This is a genomic window from Natronococcus jeotgali DSM 18795, from assembly GCF_000337695.1.
Lineage (GTDB): Archaea > Halobacteriota > Halobacteria > Halobacteriales > Natrialbaceae > Natronococcus > Natronococcus jeotgali.
Map to the genome: position 1 here is coordinate 1 of NZ_AOIA01000031.1, position 21,938 is coordinate 21,938.

A 21,938-nucleotide genomic window follows, 5' to 3' on the forward strand; every position below is an offset into this window, starting at 1 on the left:
GATGTGTATAAGAGACAGGCGCTCGACCTCGTCGTCGTCGCGGTAGACCGAGGGGTCGTCCGCGGTCGTGTGTGCGCCAAAGCGGTACTGGACGGCCTCGATGAGCGTCGGCCGGGTCGCGCTACCGGGCGACTCGTCCTCGACGGCGTCGGGATCTTTGGCCTTCTCGACGGCGTCGCGGGTGACCGCGTACACCGCCAGCGGATCCATCCCGTCGACCTGGACGCCCTCGAATCCGTAGGCCGTCGCCTTCTGGGCGAGGGTCTCGCTCGCGGTCTGGCGCTCTCGAGGCACCGAGATCGCCCACTGGTTGTTGTTACAGAAGAAGACGTTCGGCGTGTCGAAGACGCCGGCGAAGTTCAACCCCTCGTGGAAGTCGCCCTCGCTCGTGGCGCCGTCGCCGAAGTAACACAGGAACGCCTTCTCCTCGCCCTTGAGCTTCGAGGCCCACGCTGCACCCGTCGCGTGTGGGATCTGGGTGGCGATCGGAACGGCCACGGTGAAGATGTTGGCGTCGTCGGGGATCCGGTTGCCCCGCTCGTGGCCCATCCAGTACAGCAGGGTCCGCTCGAGCGACATCCCGCGGACGAGCGCCGTCCCGTGCTCGCGGTAGCTCGGAAACACCCAGTCTTCGGCTTCGAGCGCGTGTGCGCTGCCGATCTGGGAGGCCTCCTGTCCGGACAGGGGTGGATACGTTCCCATCCGGCCCTGGCGCTGGAGGCTCACCGCCCGCTCGTCGAAGTGACGAACGAGTCGCATCTGCTCGTACATCTCGACGAGTTCCTCCTCGGCGAGGTCGGGTACCTCGGCGCCCTCGAGGACGCGGCCGGCGTCGTCGAGCACCTGTACGCGGTCCTGGGGGTCTCGCTGTATCGTACTCACGGGTGTACCCACCTGTGCATACCCTAACGAATTATCGCTCGCGTTAAAGGATTTTCGTAAATAGTTTACTATCGATGAGATTCTTGCTCGACACCCGGTGAGTGTTCGGGGAACCGAGGTCGAATCGACCGATCGTCCGTGTCAACGCGGAGAACAGAGACGTTGCGTGTACGTCGGGAGAACAGCGGGCCCAGTAGTGGACGGACGGTCGGTCTCGGGGACAGACGGGACTACAGTTCGGCGATTACTCGGCGAACTCGGCCGACTCCGACGTCGCTCGCGCGTCCCGCCGCGCCTCGGCGACGTCTTTCCCCTCGCGGAGGACCGCGTCGACGAACAGTTCGCCGGCCTTGTACGACGAGCGGACCATCGGCCCGCTGGCGCAGTACAGAAAGTCGAGTTCGTCCTCGGCGACCCGGCGCCAGGTCTCGTACTTGTCGGGGTGGTCGTAGCGTTGCACCTCGAGGTGGTCCCGCGAGGGGCGGAGGTACTGACCGAGGGTGACGATGTCGACGCCGCGCTCGCGGAGGTCCGCCAGGGTCCGGTAGACCTCGTGGTCGTACTCGCCGTGGCCGAGCATGATCGACGTCTTCGTGTAGATGTCGGACTCCCGGTCGACCTGCTCGAGCACGCCCAGGCTCTGTTCGTAGCCGGCGCGGCGATCCCGGACGGGAAACTGCAGGCGCTCGACGGTCTCGACGTTGTGGGCGATGACGTCCGGGTCGGCGTCGATGATCTTGCGCACGAGGCGCTCCTCCCCCTGGAAATCCGGAATGAGGACCTCGACGAGGATACCGGGGTGGCGCCGTTTGATTTCGCGGATGGTCTCGGCGAAGTGACCCGCACCCTGATCGGGGAGGTCGTCCCGATCGACGCTCGTGAGCACGACGTAGTCGAGACCGATCTCGGCGATCGCCTCCGCAACGTTTTCGGGCTCGTCGGGATCGAGCGGATCCATCCCGCCCGTTCGGACGTCACAGAAGTTGCAGGCTCGAGAGCAGCGATCGCCCATCAGCATGAACGTGGCCGTTCCTCCCTGTCCGTCTCCGGTTCCGGCGCCGCCGGACCAGCACTCCCCGAGGTTCGGACAGTTCGCCTCCTCACAGACGGTGTGGAGGTTCCGATCGCGGAGGTGCTCCCGGATGTCGGTAAACTCCTGACCCGACGGCGGACGCATCTTGAGCCAGTCGGGCTTGCGGGCGCTACTCATACCCCTACCGTGGCGGGCCAGGGAGAAAAACGGTTGTGATCGGGAGTTCATCTCAGTGTGAGTACAACAGAAATATTTATTTTACTCAAATATATCCGTATATATAGAATGCTCGACCTCGAGCGGGAGGAGATCACGACGGGCTCGATACCGCGGGTGCTCGCCGTTCTGGCCGCGCCGTTGCTCGTCCAGAACCTCGTCCAGGTCCTCCAGCAGGTCGCCGACACCCTCTGGCTCGGCCGCCACAGCCTCGAGGGCGTCGCCGCCGTCGGACTGACGTTTCCGCTGATGGGGGTGCTCGCGGCCGTTTCGGTCGGAGCGGGCGTCGGGACGCAGGTACTGGTCTCCCAGCGCGTCGGCGCCGACGAGGACGATCGAGCCCGTCGGGCGACGGGCAACGGGATCCTCGTCGGAGTCCTCGCCGGCGGTCTCGCGGGCCTCGCCGTCGCGGCGTTCGCCCCGGAGATCGTCGGCGTCTTCGGCGCGGACGAGCTGGTCACCCGGTACGCCGCGGCCTACCTCGGCGTCGCCGCGCTCGTCTTCCCCCTTCTGAGCGCGAGCGAGGCCCTCGAGTCGAGTTTCATCGGCTGGGGCGACACCCGCGCCGCGTTGTACATCAACGCGGTCGCCGTCGCGGTCAACGTCGTCGCCGACCCGTTCCTGATCTTCGGCTGGTGGCTGTTCCCCGAGCTAGGCGTTCCCGGCGCGGCGCTGGCGACCGGGGTCGGCTACGGGGTCGGCTTGCTGTTCGGACTCGGAATGGCCGTCCGGGGGCGAGACGAATTCGTCCTCTCGCGGGACGTGGTGGCGTTCGAACTCGAGGACTGTCGCGAGATCGTCGACATCGGCTGGCCGACCGCGGGCCAGTACCTCTCGAGCCAGTCGGCCCGCGTCGGGATGGTCTGGCTGGTCGCGATCGTCGGCGGCGCGGCGGGGCTGGCGGCGTACACCATCGGCGCTCGGGTGGCGGCGATCGCGTTCGTCCCCGCGATCGGACTGCAGCAGGCCGCCCAGAGCATGGTCGGCCAGAACCTCGGCGCCGAACTGCCCGGGCGCGCGCGACGAACGACGTGGGTCGGCGTTGCCATCGCGGGCAGCGCCCTCTCCCTCGTCGGCGCGGTCCAGTGGGCGGTCCCGGGGACGCTGTCGGTACTGTTCGTCCCCGACGCCAGCCCCGCCGAGGTCGAGCTCGCCACGGCGTACCTGCGGATCCTCGCGTACGGGTACTGGGCGATCGGCGCGACGTACCTCCTGCAGGGCGGGTTCAACGGCGCCCGACGAACCCGAACGAGCCTGGTCGCGACCCTGCTGCAGTACTGGATCGTCCGGCTCCCGGTCGCGCTCGCGGGCGCGTACCTGCTCGAGCTGGGGGTCGTCGGGATCTTCTGGGGCGTCACCGTCTCGAACGTCGTCGCCGCGCTGGGACTCGGCGCGTACTACTGGTACGAGACCGAGACCGGGATGAACGCCCACGCGGCCGAAACCGCGGCTGCGGAGGCCGCCGACTGAGTTGCGGGAAGTCCCCTCGCCGCCCGCGCCGCGACCGTCGGCGCGAGCGGCCGAAGGAAACGCCTTTGGCCCGTCACCCCCCGTTTCCGCGTGATGGAGGTCGCCGAGGTTCTACCCGAGTTCGCCGACGCCTTCGCCTTCGAGGAGTTCAACCGGATGCAGCGGGAGGCCCTGCCCGCGTTGCTCGAGTCCGACGAGAACGTCGTCGCGAGCGCGCCCACGGCCTCGGGCAAGACCGCCCTCGCGGAGCTGGCGATCTGCAAGACGCTCTCCGAGGGGGGAACCGCACTGTTTATCGCGCCGATGCGGGCCCTGACCAACGAGAAAGAAGACGACTGGGACCGCTTCGAGGGGCTCGGCTACTCGGTGTACGTCGTCACCGGCGAGCGCGAGCTCAACCCGCGGCGGGCCCGCCGCGCCGACATCCTCGTGATGACTCCCGAGAAGCTCGACTCGGCGACCCGCAAACACGACTCCCGGCGGTACGACTTCGTCACCGACGTCGACGTCTGCGTCATCGACGAGGTCCACCTGCTCGACGCCGACCGACGAGGGTCGGTCCTCGAGGTAACGATCTCCCGGTTGCGCCGGCTCTGTGACCCGCGGATCGTCGCGCTCTCGGCGACGATGCCCAACGTCGACGACGTCGCGGCCTGGCTCGACGCCCCCGAGGACGCGACCTTCGAGTTCGGCTCGGAGTACCGGCCCGTCGAGCTCAACGCCGGCGTCAAGACCTACACCCACGGCGAGAACTCCTTCGCCGACAAGTACCGCCGGCTCTACCGGGCGCTGGACCTCGCCGAACCCCACCTCCGCGAGGACGGCCAGTCGCTCGTGTTCGTCTCCTCCCGGCAGGACACGGTCCGGGCGGCCGAGAAGGCCAGAGACGAGATCGCCGAACGCGATATCCCGATGGGCGCCCGCGGCGACTACGACTTCCACACCGACGCCCAGGAGCTGGAAAACGACACGCTCCGGAACTCGGTGCTCGACGGCGTCGCCTTCCACCACGCCGGGCTCTCGAAGAACGACCGCGACCTCGTCGAGGCGTGGTTCAAGGAGGGACTGGTCGAGTTGCTGTTCTCGACCTCGACGCTCGCGTGGGGCGTCAACCTCCCCGCCCGCTGCGTCGTCATCCGGGACACGAAGCTCCACGACCCCCTCGAGGGCGAGATCGACATGAGCCCCCTCGACGTCCTCCAGATGCTCGGCCGGGCCGGGAGGCCGGGGTACGACGACGTCGGCTACGGCTGGGTCGTCTGCGACAGTGCCGAAGCCGACAAGTACCGCCGGCTGCTCCGGGACGGCAAGGAGATCGAGTCCCGGCTCGCCGAGACCCTCGGCACCCACCTCAACGCCGAGATCGCGATGGGGACGATCACCGACCTCGAGGACGTGATGGACTGGCTCGAGACGACCTTCTACTACGTTCGCGGGCAGTCCAAACCCGAGGCGTACGACTTCCCGAACCTCCGGGGACGCGTCCGGGACTGCCTCGAGAACCTGGTCGATCGGGGGTTCGTCGCGATGGACGAGACGGACCTCTCGATCGAGGCCACCCCGCGGGGCGTGCTGGCCTCGAAGTACTACCTCCGGCTCGAGACGGCCGCCCGGTTCGCGGCGCTGTGTGACCGCATCGAGGGGGGAGCGTCGGCCGAAACCGACGACCTCCTCGAGGTCGTCGCGACCGCCGCGGAGTTCGACTCGGTGTCGGCCCGCCAGGCCGAACGCGACGCGATCGACGCGGTGCTGGTGGGTCAGGAGACGGGCGACCTCGAGCCCGGCCAGCGGAAGGTGCTCGCAATCTTGCGCGGCGCCGCCAGCGGTTCGATCCCTCCCGAACTCCGGAGCGACGCCTGGGTCATCCGTCGGAACGCGACCCGGTTGCTCTCCGCGCTGGGCGCGTTTCTCGATCGGCTGGTCGGCCCCCACGCCGCGAACCTCGCCGGGCGCGTCGAGGCCCGGATCGAGAACGGCGTCGCCGAGGACGCCGTCGGCCTCACGGCGGTCGACGGGATCGGCCCCGGACGAGCGAGTAAACTCTCGACGGAGGGGCTGTCGACGCCCGGCGACGTCGTCGACGCCGGCGTCGCCGGACTGGTCGACGCCGGCCTCTCGGAGGGGGTCGCCGAGCGGGTCTACGAGGGGGCTCAGTCGCTGCCCGCGGCCGAACTCGAGTGGGGGCCGTTCCCCGATACGATCGCTGCCGGGGAGAACGACGTCTCCGAGGTTACCGTGCGAAACGTCGGCGAGCCCGCGCGGGCCGGAATTCGGGTGACGGTAAACGTTCGAGAGCGTGATGCGCTCTCGAGCCAGTCGGGAACGAACGTTCCCGACGACGGCGTCGAGATGACGAGCACGAGCACCTACCTCCGGGACGAGGAGACGGTTCCCGTCGGCGTCTTCGGCGCCGACGCCGACGAGCTCGAGTTCCGCGTCAGCGTCGCCTTCCCCGAACAGCCCCTGGTTCCCCTCGAAGAGCGCCGAACGGTCGAGGTTCGCTGAACGTTACTTCTTGTGGGTGAAAATGACCGCCTGCCCGTCGGCCGAGCCGACGCAGAGATCGAGCTGGCGCGAGAGGTTGAGACTCGCCGGGTTCTCCTTGCAGACGACGAGGTCGTCGAACGTCGTGTCGCAGGCCGGACAGGAGACCGCCACCGTGTTCTGGTAGCTCTTGATCGCCTGGTTTTCCTCGCGAAGCGTCAACGATGCGGCGAGTTCGTCGAGATCGATATCGCCCATACTCCACCTTGTGAGTGAGTGCCTATAAATTCAGGCGGGAGCCCGGGTTCCGGGCGGCCCGAACTGACGGTCGGACTACGGCTCCGCGCCGCGCTCGAGGCCCTGCACTTCGTCGGCGGGTCGGGAACCCGACTGGTCGACTCGGTATCATTCCCGGAGTCAGCGCGCCGAGAGCACGGCCGGAACCGTCGTGCTCGTCTCCTTCGGGCGGTCTCCGCGTTCACCGAAACAGTTGCCGAATGGATAATTCGGCTATAATTATCGGATAGTTATAGTACTACACGTTTCTTCTCCCGGTATGGAAGAGTGGCGCCGCCGCTCGGTGCTGGCGACTGGTGCAGCGCTGTCGATCGGGACCGGACTCGCTTCGGTGGGGGCCGAAGCGTCCGAGGTCGACGTCGACGAACTTCCGGATCCGGATCGCGATCCGAGTCCGGGCGAGGACTGGCCCTCACACCGGGGCGGCCCCGGTCACGCCAGATACATCCCCGACGGCCACGAGTTCGACGGGGGCGAACTCGAGGCCGCGTGGTCCCTCGAGGGTGCGGGGACGGGCGCGGGTTCCGTCGCCGTCGCCGACGACACCGTGTACACGTCGACCGACGACGGCGTCCTCGCCCTGGATGCGGCGGACGGCACGGTCCGCTGGGAGAACACGGATATCGAGGCGGGAACGCCGTCGGTCGCCGACGAGAGCGTCTACCTCAGCGGAACCGAGGTCGTCGCACTCGACCGATCCGACGGGACCGTTCGCTGGGAGAGCGAGTTCGATCCCGAGGAGGAGCTCGTCTGGCAGACGGTCGCCTACGGCGGCGTGTACGCCGTCGCCGACGGCACGCTGTACGCGCTCGAGGCCGACGACGGCTCGGTTCGGTGGGCGAAGGAATCGATCACCGCCGCACCGCACGGTGACGGAGAGGACGAGTACGAGTTCGTTACGGCGCCCGCGGCGGCGAACGGCGTGATCTACAGCGTGACGGGCGCCGGTCCGATCGCGCTCGAGCCCGAAACCGGTGCCGAGGTCTGGCAGGTAGGAACCTATGTCGACTCCCGCGTCAGTACCACCTACGCGACGTCGGCAGCGATCGCTTACGACGGCGCGTCCTACGAGGAGTGGCCGTTGTACGACGCCCAGACGGGCGAGTCTGCGACCATGGCTTCCGGAACCCGCGAAATAGCGTTCGGCGAGGAGATCTACGTCGGTGGCGGCACCGACTACGGGTACTCCGGGGGCTCGATTCACGGTGACGAATACGACTGGAATCTCGACATGACGTACACCTACGGGCAGGCCGTCGTCAGCGGCGACACGGTGTACGCGTACTTCTATCTGGACGGATACAATTACGGGGAGCGGGAGTACGACGAGGACCTCGTCGCCCTGAACAAGTACGACGGCTCCGAGAAGTGGGTGCTCTCGAGGGACGATGCGCCTGTCGGACACGTTCGCGCGATCAGCGGCGAGACGATCTACGTCGACCACGACGGCGATCTCGTGGCGCTCCGTGACGGGGTCGCCGAGGACGGCGAGCAATCCGCCGACGACGAAGAAGGCGAGCAGGACGATCAGTCTGCCGACGGGGAGGAAGACGGTCAGAGCGACCACCCCGCTGACGGCGAGGAAGGCGAAGGAAACGACCAGTCTACCGACGACGGGGAGGACGACCAACCTGCCGAAGGCGAAGGAGACGGGGGGAACGGCGATCGCCCCGACGACGGTGCCGAGGCGGAGAACGACGAGAATGACTACGCCGGCGAAGACGAAAACGGCGGAGCCGAATCTGACGACGGCGGCAACGAGGCCGTCGACGACGGTACTGACGACGGCGGTACCGAAGCCGTCGACGACGGCGGTACCGAGAGCGACGGCGAAAGTGACGAAAACGGTACCGACGACGGTGAGAGGAGAAGCGACGATGACGCGGTGACCGATAACGACGACGAGGACTCCGGAACCGACGGGACGCCCGGATTTACGACCGGCGCGGGGCTCCTCGGCGGTGCGCTCGGCCTCGAGTGGCTGCGCCGGCGGGCCGATCCGGACGAGCGGATCGGCCCGGACGAGCAAACCGACTGACGGATCCTCGGGAGAGACGGCCGACGGAGAAACAGCGCGAACGCCCGCGACTCGAGTCGTGGGAGGACGTCAGTCGACGAGTTCGAGGACCGCCTCCCGGACCTCGGCCGGCGAGTCGGCGACCCGGTCGGCCGGCGAGTAGTCGATGTCGCCGTGGGCGTCGATGCGGTAGGCGACGACGATCGTTCCGGCGCGGTCGGCCGCCTCGATGCCGTTCTCGGAGTCCTCGACGACGACGCAGTCGGCGGCGGGGACGCCGACCTCCTCGGCCGCGTACTCGAAGACGTCCGGCTCGGGCTTGCCGTCCCCGTCGATTTCCTCGGCGCTGATCACGCGGTCGAACGCGTCCTCGAGTTCGAAGCGCTCGAGGACCATCCCGATCCAGTCGTGGGGCGACGAGGAGACGACGGCCGTCGTCACGCCTCGCTCGTCGAGTTCGGCGAGCAGGTCGTGGGTCCCTTCGAGCAACTCGACGCGTTCGGTGTACAGCGTCTCGGCGGTCTCCTCGAACTTCCGGAGGTACTCCTCGCGGGTGATCGCCGTGCCGTACTCCGCCTCGAGGTAGTCGTAGATCTCCGCGTAGTTCATGCCGCTGACCTCGGCGACGTCGACGTCCTCGTCGGGGACGGCCGCGGGGAGGATCTCCTCGCGTTCGAACTCGACCCAGTAGTCCTCGCTGTCGACGAGCACGCCGTCCATGTCGAACAAGACTGCACTCATGTACGTCGGCCTACCGGGGACGGACGTATAGCCGTTTGGCCATCACGCGACGCCGTCCGCCGGCGTGGCGAGACCGGTCGTCGAGGGGCGAACGCCGGGCGGTACCCGCTCGGCTAGCCGAACACGTCGCCGCGGCGCTCGTGTTCGATCTCGGCCGCGACCGCCTCGGCGACGTCGGCGCCGAACTCCCGCTCGAGCAGCCACAGCGCCAGGTCGATCCCCGCGGTGACCCCGCCGGCGGTGAGGACGTCGCCATCATCTACAACGCGTTCCTCGACGACGGTCGCGGCCGAGTCGCCGAGGTCCGCGAGCGCGTCGTGGTGGGTCGTCGCGGGGCGTCCCTCGAGCAGCCCCGCCTCGGCGAGGATCATCGCGCCGGTACAGACCGAGGCGACCGTCGCGCCCGCGGCGAAGCGGTCGTCGACGGCGGCCGGGATCGCACCGTCGTCGACGACGGCTCGCACGCCGCCGTCGGCGCTCGTCCAGCCGCCGCCGGGGACGACGAGCAGATCGGGGTCGCCGAGCGTGCCGTCGGGTTCCACCCGGAGTCCGTGGCTCGCCTCGACGAGCCCGTCGTCGGTTCCGTCCTCGAGCGTCACCAGTCGTGCCTCGAGGTCGGCCCCCGCTTCGCGGCCGTTCTCGAGCACCTCGTAGGGACCGACGGCGTCGAGTTCGTCGAAGCCGTCGAACAGGAGGAGTTCCGCGGTAACGTTAGCCATGTGAATGCGTTTCCGTCGGCGCGGAAACGCGTTTCGCCGACTCCCGCGGTTCCCGCCGCGGCGATCGCCCGCGGAAGCGACTCGGCCGGGTTCACCGGGCCGTTTCCTCGTCCCGCGAGCGGGTCCCGCCGGGCCCGAAGAAGAGGCTGAGATAGAGCAACAGCACGATCATCCACGAGACGGCGACGAGCACTGCGACGGGAGCGCTCATCGGCGGAACCCGGCCGTTCGGTAGCCGTGGACACCGAACGCGCGTCGGTTGTCGGCCGTCGGGCGAACCGTCCCGTCGGTCGTCGAACGAGTCGTACCCGTTCCGTTGTGGTCCTCGCGGATCGCGACCGTCTTCGGACGCTCGTGTAACGGAGCCATCGTCCCGTTCGGAAGTCCCACGACGCGGGTCATGAACGCTGCTAGGAGGGGACAACACGTCTCCGGAGTCCTCCGTCGTTCTCGGTAGGTCGCCGGGCGCCGCTCTCGGATCGCGCGCTCGAGCCTGCAGCAGTTACTTGCCGTTCGAAATCGACCTCACGGAGCAGATGCGACGACGAGTTCGGCACCGACCGAGCGGATCGGCACGGACCCCTTCGGGTACACACGAGGCGATCCGGACGCGGCATCGATCCCAACCCGGAGAACGGCAAACGGCGACCGCGCCGGGTTCGAGAGCGCGATGAATCGGCGCCATCTCCTGCTGGTCGGGCTGTTCGTCCTCGCCGCCAGCTACCTGGTCGCCGGTGGGGCGATCGATCCGATTACGGGGTCGTCAGAGCCCGAGACGCTCGATCGCGATCGGCTGATACAGCCCGCGGAGAACGGCAGCTACGTCTGGCCGTACACCAGCCGCAGCCGGTCGAACGACGAACGGACGCTCGCGCTCAACCTGATCGTCCACGGCGACGACGATCGGGTCAGGCGGTCGCTGGTCGCCCAGGACGAACTCGAGTGGGAGGAAGTCGACGAGGAGAACCGAACCGAGGCCGACGCGGACGCCGATGACTCGACCCAGTGGGACGACGCGCACGGCTCGACCCGGTACACCTACGTCGACACCGAACCCCACGGCGGCGGGGGCGTCTGGATCGAGGAGAGCTACCAGCTCCACGCGGGAACGTACCTCGGGAGTCGGCACCACATTCGGGCGTACACCACCGAAAACGACGACTGGACGGTGATCCAGGCTCACCGCGAGCACTTCGACTTCTTCCGGTTACGGCACACGGTAACCGACATCCAGCACTCCCAGAACGCGCTCGAGGCCGAGTACCTCGACGAGCCGTTCGTCGAGGAGGTGCGACGCGAGTACCACGGAACCCACGGCGGCTGGAACGACGGCTGGCTCTCGGCGATCGAACTGGCGACCCTCGTCTCCCTCGGAGCGGGGACCGTCCTCGGACTGTTCGGGACCGAGACGGCGGGTGGGATCGCCCGCGGCGCTCGGCGACTGCTCGGCTGGACGTACCGGAACGTCCGCGGCTTCGTCCTCCTCGGAACGCTCGCGGGGCTGGTCGTCGGCGTTCGAAGCGCCGGGTTGGCCGTCGAGGCGGCGATCCCCTGGATCACGCCGCAGGCGTTCGTCGTGGTTCTGTACCCGATACTGGCGGTCGGTCCGCCGGTGGCGGCGATCGTGCTCACCCAGTCCCTCGAGCGGGCGGGCCGACTGTTGCGCCTGCAACGCGTCGTGAACTGGCTGGGTCGCCCGCTCGAGCCACAGCCGGCGTTCGCGTTCGCCGCCGTCGGGCTCGGGCTGGGATTCGTCCTCGATTTCGCCTCGATCGGCGTAACGGCGCTCCCGCTCGAGCTGTTGCTCCACCGGACGGGGCTGCTCGTCACGCTCGGCTTGCTCGCGGCGGGCGCCGCGCGAAACGACGCCGAGGGCGCCGCACTGTTCGGCATCGGCCTCCTGGGATGGATCGTCGGCCTCGCGATGCCGCTGTTGGGCTACCTGTAGCGGCGTTCGAATCCGCCGTCCCGTCGCCGACCCGAGATCGAAGCCGTCGCGCCGTCACCGGCGGGGATCGGCCCCGGATTTAAGTAGCGAAACGCGGCCAACGGCGTCCATGATCGACGACGCAATCCGCGTGCTCGCGGGCGACTGTACCGTCATCGCCGAGGACGCGGATCGATCGGAGTACCGCGGCCGCGTGACGACGATCGTCAAGCCCGACAACACCGTGCTCGTCCACGACGTCGACGGCTACCAGCCCGTCGCCTGGCTCACCCGGGCCGACAGCGTCTCGAGCGATCGGGCGAACGACTTCACGCTCGTCGCGAAGAAGGGGACCCAGACCCTGCGGATCGCGGCTCACGACCAGGACGGGTTCGCCCACTACCCGGCCTCGGCGGCGGGAACGCCCGTCGGCGCCTGTCCGGACTGCGGCGGCGCGCTCGTTCGCTCCTCCGGAGTGCACTGCGTCGGCTGCGGGGACCGCTACGGGATTCCCTCGGACGCGACGATCCGAGAGGAGCGCTGTGACTGTGGCCTCCCGCGAATGCGCGTCGAGCGCGGGCTCGCGTTCGACGTCTGTCTCGATCGAAGCTGCGAGTCGCTGGACGACGCCGTCCGCGAGGCGTTCGACCGCGAGTGGGACTGTCCGGAACCGGACTGCGACGGCGAGTTGCGGATCCTCCGTCGAGGCGGCCTGATCGCCGGCTGCGAGCACTACCCGGACTGCGACACCGGGTTCGCTCTCCCCGCCGGCGTCGTCGACGGCGACTGCGGCTGCGGGCTGCCGACCTTCGAGACCGGGACCGGCGCGCGGTGTCTCGACGCGACCTGCGGACGGGTCGGCGAGTACCGCGTGGAAGCAGGCGTCGACGACTGAAACGCGATCCACAGCCACTTAGTGATTCCCGGCGAAGGGACGGGTATGTCACTCGAGGGGCGGTTCGAGGACGGCGTCGTCCGCGTCGGCGGCGACGCCCGCCAGCGCTATCACGACTCGCGAGGATACGGCTATCCGCTCGAGGGCAACGAGATCGCCCTCGCGCCGGTCGAGGCGGCCCACCTGCTCTACCGTGGCGACCTCGCGGCCGTCGTCGACGGCGACGAGCGCCTCGATTTCCGCTCGTTTCTGGCCCGCGAACCCGGCCCCGACTTCGGCGTTCGGTTCCTGGTGTACGCCGACCTCCGCGAGCGGGGCTTCTATCTCGCGCCGGCGGCCGAGCCGTGGCTCGAGGACCCGCCGGAGACGGAGTTCGCCGTCTTTCCGCGGGGCAAAGGGCCCGGAGACGGCGAGATCGCCTACGCGCTGCGGGTGCTGGGGGAACGAACCGACGTCGCCGGCCGGGACCTCGAGGCGGGCGTCCTCGCGGTCGTCGACGAGGAAAGCGAGATCACGTACTTCGAGGTGGCCCGGCGGGAACCGACGGGGAGTTCGGCGTCGGGACTGCCCGAGGGCTGCGAGGCGGACCTGCTCGCCGACCGGGTGGTCGTCTGGGAGCCGCCCCTGGAACTCTACGAGGAGACCTTCTACGGCCAGCCTCTCGAGGGTCGAGAGTACGACGAGCCGACGCTGCAGTGCTCGCTGCTCGAGGCGGCCTACCTCGCCGAGGGAGGGGCGATCGACCTCGATCCGGCGACCGTCCGGGAACGGGGCCGCGAGGTCGAAGGCGAGCGGTTCGACCGCCGGTTCCGGGTGTATACGGAACTGCGAGAGCGCGGCGTCGTCCCCAAGACGGGCTACAAGTTCGGCGCGGACTTCCGGACCTACGCCGACGTCGAGAGCGTCGACGATCTGGGTCACTCCGAACTGCTCGTTCGGGTCCACCCGGCCGACCACGTCTTCGAGCCCCGCGACGTCGCACTCGACGTCAGACTCGCCCACGGCGTCCGGAAGACGATGGTGGTCGCGCTCGTCGGCGAGAACGGGATCGACTGGTGGTCCCTCGAGCGGCTGACGCCCTGACGGAACGAAGGCGAAGGTTTTTGCGTGCCTGAGCGCCAAAGCGGTGATGATGACCGGAGACGACCCACTCGAGGAGTCCGAGTCAGGGAAACCAGTGACCGATGGCGGAGCAGCGGGCGCCGACGACGTCGCGCTGGACCCGTGGGGCTCCTCGGCCGTCTCCGACTACCGCAAGCTGTTCGAGGAGTTCGGTATCGAGCGCTTCGACGAGGTCCTCGAGGAGGTGCCCGACCCCCACTACCTGATGCGCCGCGGCGTCATCTTCGGCCACCGGGACTACCGTCCCGTCGCCGAGGCGCTGCGGGAGGGCGAGGACGCCGCGGTCCTCTCGGGCTTTATGCCCACCGGGGATCCCCACATCGGACACAAGCTCGTGTTCGACGAGATTATCTGGCACCAGCAGCGGGGCGCCGACGCCTACGGGCTGATCGCCGACCTCGAGGCCAACTCGGCCCGCGGGATGAGCTGGGACGAGATCGACGAGCACGCCCGCGATTACCTGCTCTCCTTGCTCGCGCTCGGGTTCGATCCCGAGGAGGGGACGCTGTACCGACAGTCGACGAACCGCGAGCTACAGGACCTGGCCTTCGAGCTGGGCGCCGACGCCAACTTCTCGGAGCTGGAGGCGATCTACGGCTTCGACGGCGGGACCGACGTCTCGCACATGCAGTCGGTCGTCACCCAGATGGCCGACATCCTCTATCCCCAGCTCGAGGAGCCGAAACCGACCGTCATCCCGGTCGGTCCCGACCAGGACCCACACGTTCGCCTGGCGCGGGATCTGGCCGAACGAACGCGTTTCTTCAAGGTCTCGAAGGCCTACGCGAGCTTCGAACTCGAGCCCGCGGAACGCGACCTCGTCGCCGATCTCTACGAACAGCTCGATCCGGCCGAGTTCGACGACGACTCGCTTCGCTGCGTCCACGTCGCCGAGGCGATCGAGGAGACACCCCTCGAGGAACTGGGCGTCCCCGCCGACACGCTGGGTTCGGTTCTGACGAAACTCGAGGAAGCCGGCATGGAGCCCGTCCGTCCGCGAACCCGATTTTTCGATCGGCGGGCGACCGACGAGGCCTTCGACGCGCTTATCGACGCGATCGACGGCGAGAAGCGCGTCTACGAGAACCACGTCGACGCCTTCGAGCTCGAGGTCGGCGAGGCCGAGGAGCTGGCCCGCGAGGTCGAGGTCGACAACGGCGGCTACGGGTTCCGCCCGCCGTCCTCGATCTACCACCGCTTCATGACCGGGCTCACGGGCGGGAAGATGTCCTCGTCGGTTCCCGCGTCGCACATCTCACTGCTCGACGACCCCGAAGACGGCTACGACAAGGTCAAGGCCGCGACCACGGGCGGTCGCGAGACCGCCGCGGAACAACGCGAGAAGGGCGGCAAGGCCGACGAGTGTCCCGTCTACGAGCTGTACGCCTACCTGCTCGCGGGCGACGACGACGAGTTCGCCAAGCGAGTGTACGACGAGTGCGTCGGCGGCGAGCGGCTCTGTGGCGACTGCAAGGAACAGGCCGCCCAGCTCATACGGGAGTTCCTCGCCGAACACCAGGAGAAACGCGCCGAGGTCGAGGGGCTGCTCGAGGACGCCGACATCGAACTCGAGTCGCCCCGAGCCTGATCGGGATCGCGGTCAGCGGTTCCGGATGCGCATTCCGCCGCAGTCGAGTTCGACGCGGTCGCGCTGTCGAATGTCCTCGTAACGGCTCTCACCGACGCCGATCGCCGCCGGGATCGAAAACTCCGCGGCCCGGACGGCCATATGCGAGTTCACGCCGCCGTACATCGTGACGAAGCCGGCGATGTCGTGCCCGAAGAGCCAGTCGTAGCCGGGGTCGGCCTGCGGAACGATGGCGATCTTGTCCGCCAGCGAGAGCTCCGTCACGTCCGCGTCCTCGATCGGTACGACCTCGCCGGAGACCGTACGGTCCGTCACGAACGTCGGATCCCTGGCGGGGCGGTCGAACGCGAGGAAGTCGGATTCGGAGGTCAGCAGCGGGGGCAACTCGACCGCGTTCGCCAGCTCCCGGGTTCGCCTCCCGTCCTCGCCACGGGAGAGAAGCCACGCCGCAGCGTCCGTCCGCGGCCCGCCGTCCGCGATCCGGAACAGATCCGAGATCGGGACGTGGGAGAGCTCCTCGCGCGAGAGTCCGCGCTCCTCGCCGAAGGCGGCGATCTCCTCGAGCGCGGCGCTGAGGTTGCGCGAGAAGACGAACTTCGCGTACTCGCGGCCCTCGATCGCCGTTTTAAGAAACGAGACGAACGCCGGGACGTCTGCCGGCAGTCCGATCGACCCTCGCCGTCTCGCTCGAGGACGGCGGAGTCGACGAGCGGCGGTACTGGAAACCGAGCTACGATCCGCGGAGTCGGTCGCCGACCTACTTCGCGAAGCGGATCGCCGAACGGCTGCGGGAGGTCGCCGAGGAACGAACGCGACCGGACGGCGAGTACGCGCTCATGCTGAGCGGCGGCAGCGATTCGCGGCTAATTCTCGCCGCGCTGACCGCCGCCGACCGCGGCGTTCGGGCCTTCCACATGAACGACTGGCACAACGTGGAGGCCGAGATCACGCGCCGAGTCGCCGAGACGGCGGGCGTTCCGATCACGTTCCTGCGACGCGACCGCGACTACCAGGCGCGCGCTCTCGTCGGTACCGCGGATCGCGACGTTCGACGGCTACTTCAACCGGCTCCACGCCGGCGGGTTCGAGGATCGCCTCTCCGACGCCGTTGACGTCCTGTTCACGGGTCACTACGGCGACATCCTGTTCAAGGGCGATCACCTGCCGACCCGAACGGTCGACCTCGGCCCGGTCGGTTCGTTCGAGGTCCCGTTCGAACGGACGCTGTCGTCTATCGACGAGTTCGCCGACTACCGCACCACCGAGGCCCCCGCGTACATCTCCGGGGCGCTCGATCGATCGGTACGGGACATCTACCGCGCGAACGTGACGCCTCGAGGCGACGGACTCGTCGATCACGGGATCGAGTACGACACCCTCGGAGGGCCTGCTGTTCGGTCGGTGTCCGTTCACCAACAGCTCGTCGCATTTCTTCTACTACGGCACGCTCCAGATGATGCCGTCCGGAACGCTCTTTCTCGACAACCGGCTGCTGGAGCTCTTCCAGCGCGTTCCGCGACGGTACTTCCACCGGGGGAACCTCATCGGTCGCGCGATCGAGATGCTCGATCCCGACCTTGCGGCCATCCCGCACGCGTCGACCGGAACGTCGCTCTCGTCGCCGGTTCCCGTCCAGTGGGCCGGCGAGGTCGCGACCGCGTTCAAGCGCCGGTACGTCGATCGGTCGCCGGCGAAAGCCCACTGGACCCACGGCGCCTGGCCCGACCACAACGAACTCATTCGCACGCACCCGTTCGTCCGCGACACCCTCGAGGAACACGAGTCGACGATCCGCGCTCTCCCCTTCCTCGACGCGGCGGGGGTCGATCGGTGTTACGAGGAGCACCTCGACGGCGGGGCGAACCTGGGACCGCTGTACACGCTGGCGACGTTTCTCAACATGCCCGTCACGCAGTATATCGGGGACCGAACGACCTGATCGGTCCTCGGCGTCGCGTAACGCTTTTGGAACCGCGTTGCGATCGTTGGCACATGGCATCCGAGTCCCACCGCCGGTGTGTCGCCCGCCAGCCAGCGCCGCGTCCGGGGTTCGGTTTCTTCTTCGCCCGGTAACCGGGCCGGTGGACTCGAGGGCGATACCACCGATCGGCCTCGTCGAAACCGTCCGCGACGTCGTCCTCGAGGTCGCTCGAGTCGAGCGACTCGGATCGGGGACGCGTCGAACGGAGTCGGAACCGCTAACTGACCGACCGACAGCCATTCAGACAAGCGAATGCAACTACCAGAATCACAGATCGCGGTCCTCGAGACCGCGAGCGCAGACGAGGCGACGCCCGTCGACGCCCTCGCTGCGGCGACCGACCTGCCGCCCGAAACCGTCACCGGGGCGGCGTTCGAACTCGAGGAGGAAGGACTGGTCGCCGTCGCCGAGCGGGTCGACGAAACGGTCTCGCTCACCGAAGAGGGCGAGGAGTACGCCGAGCGCGGGCTGCCCGAGGTTCGGCTCTACGAGGCCGCGCTCGAGGCCGGCGCCGACGCCGACCCCGCCCCGATGGGGCAGGTTATCGGGAATTCCGGGCTCGAGGGTGCGGCGGTCGACATCGCGCTCTCGAACTACGCCCGAAAGGGGTACGGCTCCATCGAGGGCGGCGAGATCACGGCCGACCCCGACGCAGAGCCCGCCGCGGACGCGGAGGCGACCGCCCTCGACGAGCTCGCGGGCGAGGGAACGCTCGAGGAGGGCGACGTTTTGGACCAGCTCGAGCGCCGCGGGCTCGTCGAGGTCGCCGAATCGACCGTCCGCGAGGTAGAACTCACCGAGCAAGGCGTCACGGAGCTGATGGCCGGCGTCGAGACCGCCGAGACGGTCGGGCAGGTGACGCCGGAACTGCTGACCAGCGGCGACTGGGAGGACGTCGAGTTCGCCGAGTACAACGTCGAGGCCGACGCCGAGACCGTCGAGGGCGGACGCGTCCACGTCCTGCGGGAGATGTCCGAGCGCGTTAAGGACGTCCTCGTCGGGATGGGGTTCGAGGAGATGGACGGCCCCCACGCCGACGCGGACTTCTGGATCAACGACTGCCTGTTCATGCCCCAGGACCACCCCGCCAGAACGCACTGGGACCGCTTCGCCCTGGAGCAGCCGACTCACATCGACGAACTCCCGGAGGATCTGGTCGAGCGCGTCGAGCGCGCCCACCGGGAGGGCGTCGGCGACGACGGCGAGGGCTACCACTCCCCCTGGGACGAGGACTTCGCGCGGGCGCTCGCGCTGCGCGGGCACACGACCTCGCTGTCGACGCGGTACCTCTCCGGCGAGCAGATCGGCGAGATCGAACCGCCAGCGCGCTTCTTCAGCGTCGAGAAGGCCTACCGCAACGACACCTTAGACGCGACCCACCTGCTCGAGTTCTACCAGATCGAGGGTTGGGTGATGGCCGAGGACCTCTCGGTGCGCGATCTGATGGGCACCTTCGAGGAGTTCTACGCCCAGTTCGGCATCACCGATATCCAGTTCAAACCCCACTACAACCCCTACACGGAGCCGAGCTTCGAGCTCTTTGGCACCCACCCGACGACGGGCGAACTGATCGAGATCGGCAACTCGGGCATCTTCCGCGAGGAGATGCTCGAGCCCCTCGGAGTAGAGTGCGACGTCATGGCCTGGGGCCTGGCCTTAGAGCGCCTTGCCATGCTGACGACGGGCGCGGAGGACATCCGCGACCTCCACGGCACCCTCGCCGACCTCGAGTTCCTGCGGAACGCGGAGGTGACCTACTGATGCCAACCGTCGACATCGACCCCGACGAACTGCGCGAACTGACCGGCCACGAGGAGAAAAGCGACGAGGAACTGCAGGAGGACCTGTTCGGGCTCGGCCTCGAGTTCGAAGGCTGGACCGACGACGACGCGTTCGAACTCGAGTTCGCGCCCGACCGTCTCGACCGGCTTTCGGTCGAGGGCGTCGCACGCTCGATGCGCTACCAGTACGGCGATTCTCGGGGGGTGCACGTCCCCTCGACGAACGGCGCCGACTGGACCATCGAGGTCGACGACTCGGTTCCCGACGAACGACCCTACGTCACGGGCGCGGTGATCCGCGACGTCGACTTAGACGAGGACGGTCTCGACTCGCTCATCCAGCTCCAGGAGAAACTCCACGCGACGATGGGCCGCAAGCGCGCGAAGGGTGCGATCGGGATCCACGATCTGACGATGCTGAAGGGTCGCGATGCGCTACGCGCATCGGAAAACGCGAGCGGCGACGAGCCGCGAGCGAGCGCTGCGACGGAGGGGAACCCCACGATCCGGTACGTCGGCGTCGAACCCGACGAGGACCGGTTCGTCCCGCTCGATTCCGACGCCGAACTGACGCCCGCGGAGGTGCTCGAGGAGCACCAGACGGGTCGGGAGTACGCCGACCTCGTCAGCGGGTACGAGCGCTACCCGGCGATCTACGACGATATCGGGCTGTTCTCGTTCCCGCCGGTGATCAACGGTCGGCGGACGGAGGTCTCGACGGACTCCCGTGACCTGTTCGTCGAGATGACCGGCACCGACCAGTGGACGATCGACAAGATGCTGAACATCGTCTGTTACGCGCTCGCGGCGCGGGGCGCGACCCTCGAGGACGTCCGGGTCGAGTACCCCGACGGCGAGTTGGTGCGCCCCGATCTCTCGACGAAGACGAAGCGGGTCGCCCACGACCGCATCGAGACCCTCCTCGGAATCGATCTCGACCCCGACGACGTGATCGATCTGGCCGAGCGCTCGGGGCTCGACGCCACGAGAATCGAGGACGGGGCGACGGCTAACAACGAGAGTACCATCACGCCCCTGGAGGAGCGAGACGGACTCGAGGAACGGGGCGGCGCGGAGGGTTCGAGCGAGTCGAACGCCAATGACGCCGCGTCGACGGGCGAACTCGTCTACGAGGTGACGATCCCGCCCTACCGCGTCGACGTGCTCCACCCGCTGGACGTCATCGACGACCTCGGCCGAGCCTACGGCTTCAACGACCTCGAGCCCCGGTACCCCGAGGTCGGCACCGTCGGCGGCCGCCACGAACGGTCCCGGCTCGAGCGCGCGGCTCGAACCCAACTCGTCGGGCTGGGCTTCGAGGACCTGCTCAACTTCCACATGATAGACGAGGCGCAGAACTACGAGCGCCTCGACGTCGAACCCGGCGAGGACGCCTACGGCGCGGGCGAGCCCGCGACGATCAAGGAGCCCTACAGCGAGGACTACACGATGTTGCGAACCTGGACGCTGCCCTCACTGTTGCAGGTCCTCGAGAACAACACCCACCGCGCGTACCCGCAGCACCTCTCGGAGGTCGGGTTCGCGGCCGAACTCGACGACCGGGAGAACACCGGCGTCGCCGAGGGACGCCACGTCGGTGCGGTCCTCGCCGACCACGAGGCCGGCTACGAGGACGCCAAGGCGCGCCTGCAGGCGCTCGCCCGCGACTTCGATGTCGACCTCGAGACGCCCGCGGCCGACCATCCGAGCTTCATCCCCGGCCGAGCGGCCGACGTCGTCCTCGACGGCGAGAACGTCGGCGTCGTCGGCGAGGTCCACCCGAAGGTGCTCGTCGAACACGACCTCGAGGTGCCCGTCGCGGCCTTCGAGTTCGACCTCGAGGCGCTGCGCTGAGCGTCTGGAACTCCGTAGTAATCCGCTTTCGTGCGGTCCAGCGATCGTCCCGCAAGCAGGTCTTCAGGTTCAGATGCCTGGGTCAGGTGGTTCGCGCGGACGGCGAGCGAATCTCGGCCGATAACAAGCGCCCTCAGAACTCGTGTTCTACCTCTTCCTCGTTGGCCTTCTGGATGATGATCTTCCCGTCCCGAACGCGAACGAAAACTTCGTCGCCGATATCCATACCCGCGACTGCGAGTTCGTCCTCGTGGAGGTTCAGATGGACGTTGTGATAGTTGCCGTCTTCGTCTTTCGCACCGCTTGGACTCAACTTCTTTTTCCGGACCATCGCGGGATTCTAGCTCGCACTTCGCCGTAGGATATACTTAAGTGTTTTCTACGACATAGCGAACGACTCGTTTCGGCCCACGACGGGATCCGTTCGGAGACGAACCCGATTCCGTCGATCGAACGACGTCGAGATCGTCCCTCACGATCACTTAAAGATACTGGCGCAGTCCGTCGATTTTGGGGATATCTTTATGTCGGATCGTGTGCAGAACTGACATGGAGGCCGAAACTATGGTACGTGAAGACGGAAAACGAAACTTCGCACTGCGAGAATCGGGCGGCGACGAGACCAGCGTCTTCTCGGGAAACACGCCCCGCCAGGCGGCGCTCAAAGCGGCCCGTCGACTCGAGCCGGGCTCGAGCGAGGACGCGGCGGATCGCGTCGAGCTCCGGCTCCGCGAGAAGGGGACCGACAAGGTCCACATCTACGACGGCTGGGCTTGGGAGGAGACCGCTCCCGACGACAAACCCGGCTGGATGCCCGACGAGATCACGGAAGCCAACGTCTCGAAGAAGGGGATCGACCACCTCGACGAGTAGTCGTCCCCGACACCGACCGTTTTGGAGAGTCGCCGTCCGAACCGCGAGTCGAGCGATC

Annotated in this window: 20 protein-coding genes; 12 read left to right on the forward strand and 8 right to left on the reverse strand. The window is 67.9% G+C overall.

Annotated elements, in window-relative coordinates; all coding sequences use genetic code 11:
- Together C492_RS04160 and lipA are read right to left on the reverse strand one after the other, a co-directional pair.
- On the reverse strand, nt 1-882 hold an 882-nt coding region (locus C492_RS04160; protein ID WP_049892726.1), incomplete at its 3' end, for a thiamine pyrophosphate-dependent dehydrogenase E1 component subunit alpha.
- Between the two features lie 244 nt (nt 883-1,126).
- A complete protein-coding gene (gene lipA, locus C492_RS04165) occupies nt 1,127-2,092 on the reverse strand; it encodes a lipoyl synthase (RefSeq protein WP_008420761.1) in 966 nt (321 codons plus the stop codon).
- Nucleotides 2,093-2,200: 108 nt separating this feature from the next.
- Here lipA and C492_RS04170 point away from each other — a divergent pair, with 108 nt between their 5' ends.
- On the forward strand, nt 2,201-3,601 hold the full coding sequence (locus C492_RS04170; RefSeq protein ID WP_008420763.1) for an MATE family efflux transporter: 1,401 nt from the start codon (nt 2,201-2,203) through the stop codon (nt 3,599-3,601).
- 93 nt (nt 3,602-3,694) lie between these two features.
- A complete protein-coding gene (locus tag C492_RS04175) occupies nt 3,695-6,106 on the forward strand; it encodes a DEAD/DEAH box helicase (RefSeq protein ID WP_008420765.1) in 2,412 nt (803 codons plus the stop codon).
- A gap of 3 nt (nt 6,107-6,109) precedes the next feature.
- On the opposite strand, the gene C492_RS04180 is transcribed toward C492_RS04175, so the two are convergent.
- On the reverse strand, nt 6,110-6,343 hold the full coding sequence (locus C492_RS04180; protein WP_008420766.1) for a DUF7385 family protein: 234 nt from the start codon (nt 6,341-6,343) through the stop codon (nt 6,110-6,112).
- Nucleotides 6,344-6,641: 298 nt separating this feature from the next.
- Between C492_RS04180 and C492_RS04185 the strand changes: the two genes are divergently transcribed.
- On the forward strand, nt 6,642-8,420 hold the full coding sequence (locus tag C492_RS04185) for an outer membrane protein assembly factor BamB family protein (RefSeq protein WP_008420769.1): 1,779 nt from the start codon (nt 6,642-6,644) through the stop codon (nt 8,418-8,420).
- A gap of 69 nt (nt 8,421-8,489) precedes the next feature.
- On the opposite strand, the gene C492_RS04190 is transcribed toward C492_RS04185, so the two are convergent.
- The 3 genes from C492_RS04190 to C492_RS24120 all read right to left on the reverse strand — a co-directional run bounded on the left by C492_RS04190 (nt 8,490) and on the right by C492_RS24120 (nt 10,228).
- A complete protein-coding gene (locus C492_RS04190) occupies nt 8,490-9,140 on the reverse strand; it encodes an HAD family hydrolase (RefSeq protein ID WP_049892699.1) in 651 nt (216 codons plus the stop codon).
- A 113-nt stretch (nt 9,141-9,253) separates the two neighbouring features.
- On the reverse strand, nt 9,254-9,859 hold the full coding sequence (locus C492_RS04195) for a DJ-1/PfpI family protein (RefSeq protein ID WP_008420774.1): 606 nt from the start codon (nt 9,857-9,859) through the stop codon (nt 9,254-9,256).
- Nucleotides 9,860-10,066: 207 nt separating this feature from the next.
- Entirely contained in the window at nt 10,067-10,228 is a 162-nt protein-coding gene (locus tag C492_RS24120) for a hypothetical protein (protein WP_160166964.1), read from the reverse strand.
- A 301-nt stretch (nt 10,229-10,529) separates the two neighbouring features.
- Here C492_RS24120 and C492_RS04205 point away from each other — a divergent pair, with 301 nt between their 5' ends.
- The 4 genes from C492_RS04205 to C492_RS04220 all read left to right on the forward strand — a co-directional run bounded on the left by C492_RS04205 (nt 10,530) and on the right by C492_RS04220 (nt 15,391).
- On the forward strand, nt 10,530-11,807 hold the full coding sequence (locus C492_RS04205; RefSeq protein WP_008420778.1) for a hypothetical protein: 1,278 nt from the start codon (nt 10,530-10,532) through the stop codon (nt 11,805-11,807).
- 109 nt (nt 11,808-11,916) lie between these two features.
- Complete coding sequence (locus C492_RS04210) at nt 11,917-12,681, forward strand: hypothetical protein (protein ID WP_008420779.1); 765 nt, start codon at nt 11,917-11,919, stop codon at nt 12,679-12,681.
- Nucleotides 12,682-12,726: 45 nt separating this feature from the next.
- The gene (gene endA / locus C492_RS04215) at nt 12,727-13,764 is read left to right on the forward strand and encodes a tRNA-intron lyase (protein WP_008420781.1); all 1,038 of its coding nucleotides are present in this window, start codon (nt 12,727-12,729) and stop codon (nt 13,762-13,764) included.
- A 49-nt stretch (nt 13,765-13,813) separates the two neighbouring features.
- A complete protein-coding gene (locus tag C492_RS04220; RefSeq protein WP_049892728.1) occupies nt 13,814-15,391 on the forward strand; it encodes a tryptophan--tRNA ligase in 1,578 nt (525 codons plus the stop codon).
- Between the two features lie 12 nt (nt 15,392-15,403).
- Here C492_RS04220 and C492_RS24125 read toward each other — a convergent pair whose 3' ends face one another.
- Nucleotides 15,404-15,775 carry a PEP-utilizing enzyme gene (locus C492_RS24125; protein WP_008420786.1) on the reverse strand — a complete coding sequence of 124 codons (372 nt, stop codon included), beginning with the start codon at nt 15,773-15,775 and terminating at the stop codon, nt 15,404-15,406.
- 401 nt (nt 15,776-16,176) lie between these two features.
- On the opposite strand from C492_RS24125, the gene C492_RS23420 reads away from it, so the two are divergent.
- The 4 genes from C492_RS23420 (at nt 16,177) to C492_RS04245 (ending at nt 21,007) form a co-directional block, all read left to right on the forward strand.
- The gene (locus C492_RS23420) at nt 16,177-16,503 is read left to right on the forward strand and encodes an asparagine synthase-related protein (protein WP_239643383.1); all 327 of its coding nucleotides are present in this window, start codon (nt 16,177-16,179) and stop codon (nt 16,501-16,503) included.
- Nucleotides 16,504-16,847: 344 nt separating this feature from the next.
- Complete coding sequence (locus C492_RS04235; RefSeq protein WP_152424798.1) at nt 16,848-17,330, forward strand: hypothetical protein; 483 nt, start codon at nt 16,848-16,850, stop codon at nt 17,328-17,330.
- Nucleotides 17,331-17,624: 294 nt separating this feature from the next.
- Nucleotides 17,625-19,133, forward strand: a complete 1,509-nt coding sequence (gene pheS / locus C492_RS04240; RefSeq protein ID WP_008420787.1) for a phenylalanine--tRNA ligase subunit alpha — start codon at nt 17,625-17,627, stop codon at nt 19,131-19,133.
- Complete coding sequence (locus C492_RS04245) at nt 19,133-21,007, forward strand: tRNA ligase subunit PheS family protein (RefSeq protein ID WP_008420789.1); 1,875 nt, start codon at nt 19,133-19,135, stop codon at nt 21,005-21,007. The genes pheS and C492_RS04245 overlap by 1 nt, the downstream gene beginning before the upstream one ends.
- A 133-nt stretch (nt 21,008-21,140) precedes the next feature.
- Here the strand turns inward: C492_RS04245 and C492_RS04250 are convergent, their stop codons facing one another.
- On the reverse strand, nt 21,141-21,338 hold the full coding sequence (locus tag C492_RS04250) for a hypothetical protein (RefSeq protein ID WP_005555160.1): 198 nt from the start codon (nt 21,336-21,338) through the stop codon (nt 21,141-21,143).
- Between the two features lie 233 nt (nt 21,339-21,571).
- On the opposite strand from C492_RS04250, the gene C492_RS04255 reads away from it, so the two are divergent.
- Entirely contained in the window at nt 21,572-21,880 is a 309-nt protein-coding gene (locus C492_RS04255) for a non-histone chromosomal MC1 family protein (RefSeq protein ID WP_008420795.1), read from the forward strand.
- Nucleotides 21,881-21,938: the final 58 nt, after the last annotated feature.

Excerpts from the sequence above, each read along its gene's own strand:
- lipA (WP_008420761.1), bottom strand. The coding sequence starts at position 2,092 with ATGAGTAGCGCCCGCAAGCCCGACTGGCTCAAGATGCGTCCGCCGTCG.
- C492_RS04170 (WP_008420763.1), top strand. The coding sequence starts at position 2,201 with ATGCTCGACCTCGAGCGGGAGGAGATCACGACGGGCTCGATACCGCGG.
- C492_RS04175 (WP_008420765.1), top strand. The coding sequence starts at position 3,695 with ATGGAGGTCGCCGAGGTTCTACCCGAGTTCGCCGACGCCTTCGCCTTC.
- C492_RS04180 (WP_008420766.1), bottom strand. The coding sequence starts at position 6,343 with ATGGGCGATATCGATCTCGACGAACTCGCCGCATCGTTGACGCTTCGC.
- C492_RS04185 (WP_008420769.1), top strand. The coding sequence starts at position 6,642 with ATGGAAGAGTGGCGCCGCCGCTCGGTGCTGGCGACTGGTGCAGCGCTG.
- C492_RS04190 (WP_049892699.1), bottom strand. The coding sequence starts at position 9,140 with ATGAGTGCAGTCTTGTTCGACATGGACGGCGTGCTCGTCGACAGCGAG.
- C492_RS04195 (WP_008420774.1), bottom strand. The coding sequence starts at position 9,859 with ATGGCTAACGTTACCGCGGAACTCCTCCTGTTCGACGGCTTCGACGAA.
- C492_RS24120 (WP_160166964.1), bottom strand. The coding sequence starts at position 10,228 with ATGGCTCCGTTACACGAGCGTCCGAAGACGGTCGCGATCCGCGAGGAC.
- C492_RS04205 (WP_008420778.1), top strand. The coding sequence starts at position 10,530 with ATGAATCGGCGCCATCTCCTGCTGGTCGGGCTGTTCGTCCTCGCCGCC.
- C492_RS04210 (WP_008420779.1), top strand. The coding sequence starts at position 11,917 with ATGATCGACGACGCAATCCGCGTGCTCGCGGGCGACTGTACCGTCATC.
- endA (WP_008420781.1), top strand. The coding sequence starts at position 12,727 with ATGTCACTCGAGGGGCGGTTCGAGGACGGCGTCGTCCGCGTCGGCGGC.
- C492_RS04220 (WP_049892728.1), top strand. The coding sequence starts at position 13,814 with ATGACCGGAGACGACCCACTCGAGGAGTCCGAGTCAGGGAAACCAGTG.
- C492_RS04235 (WP_152424798.1), top strand. The coding sequence starts at position 16,848 with ATGCCGTCCGGAACGCTCTTTCTCGACAACCGGCTGCTGGAGCTCTTC.
- pheS (WP_008420787.1), top strand. The coding sequence starts at position 17,625 with ATGCAACTACCAGAATCACAGATCGCGGTCCTCGAGACCGCGAGCGCA.
- C492_RS04245 (WP_008420789.1), top strand. The coding sequence starts at position 19,133 with ATGCCAACCGTCGACATCGACCCCGACGAACTGCGCGAACTGACCGGC.
- C492_RS04250 (WP_005555160.1), bottom strand. The coding sequence starts at position 21,338 with ATGGTCCGGAAAAAGAAGTTGAGTCCAAGCGGTGCGAAAGACGAAGAC.
- C492_RS04255 (WP_008420795.1), top strand. The coding sequence starts at position 21,572 with ATGGTACGTGAAGACGGAAAACGAAACTTCGCACTGCGAGAATCGGGC.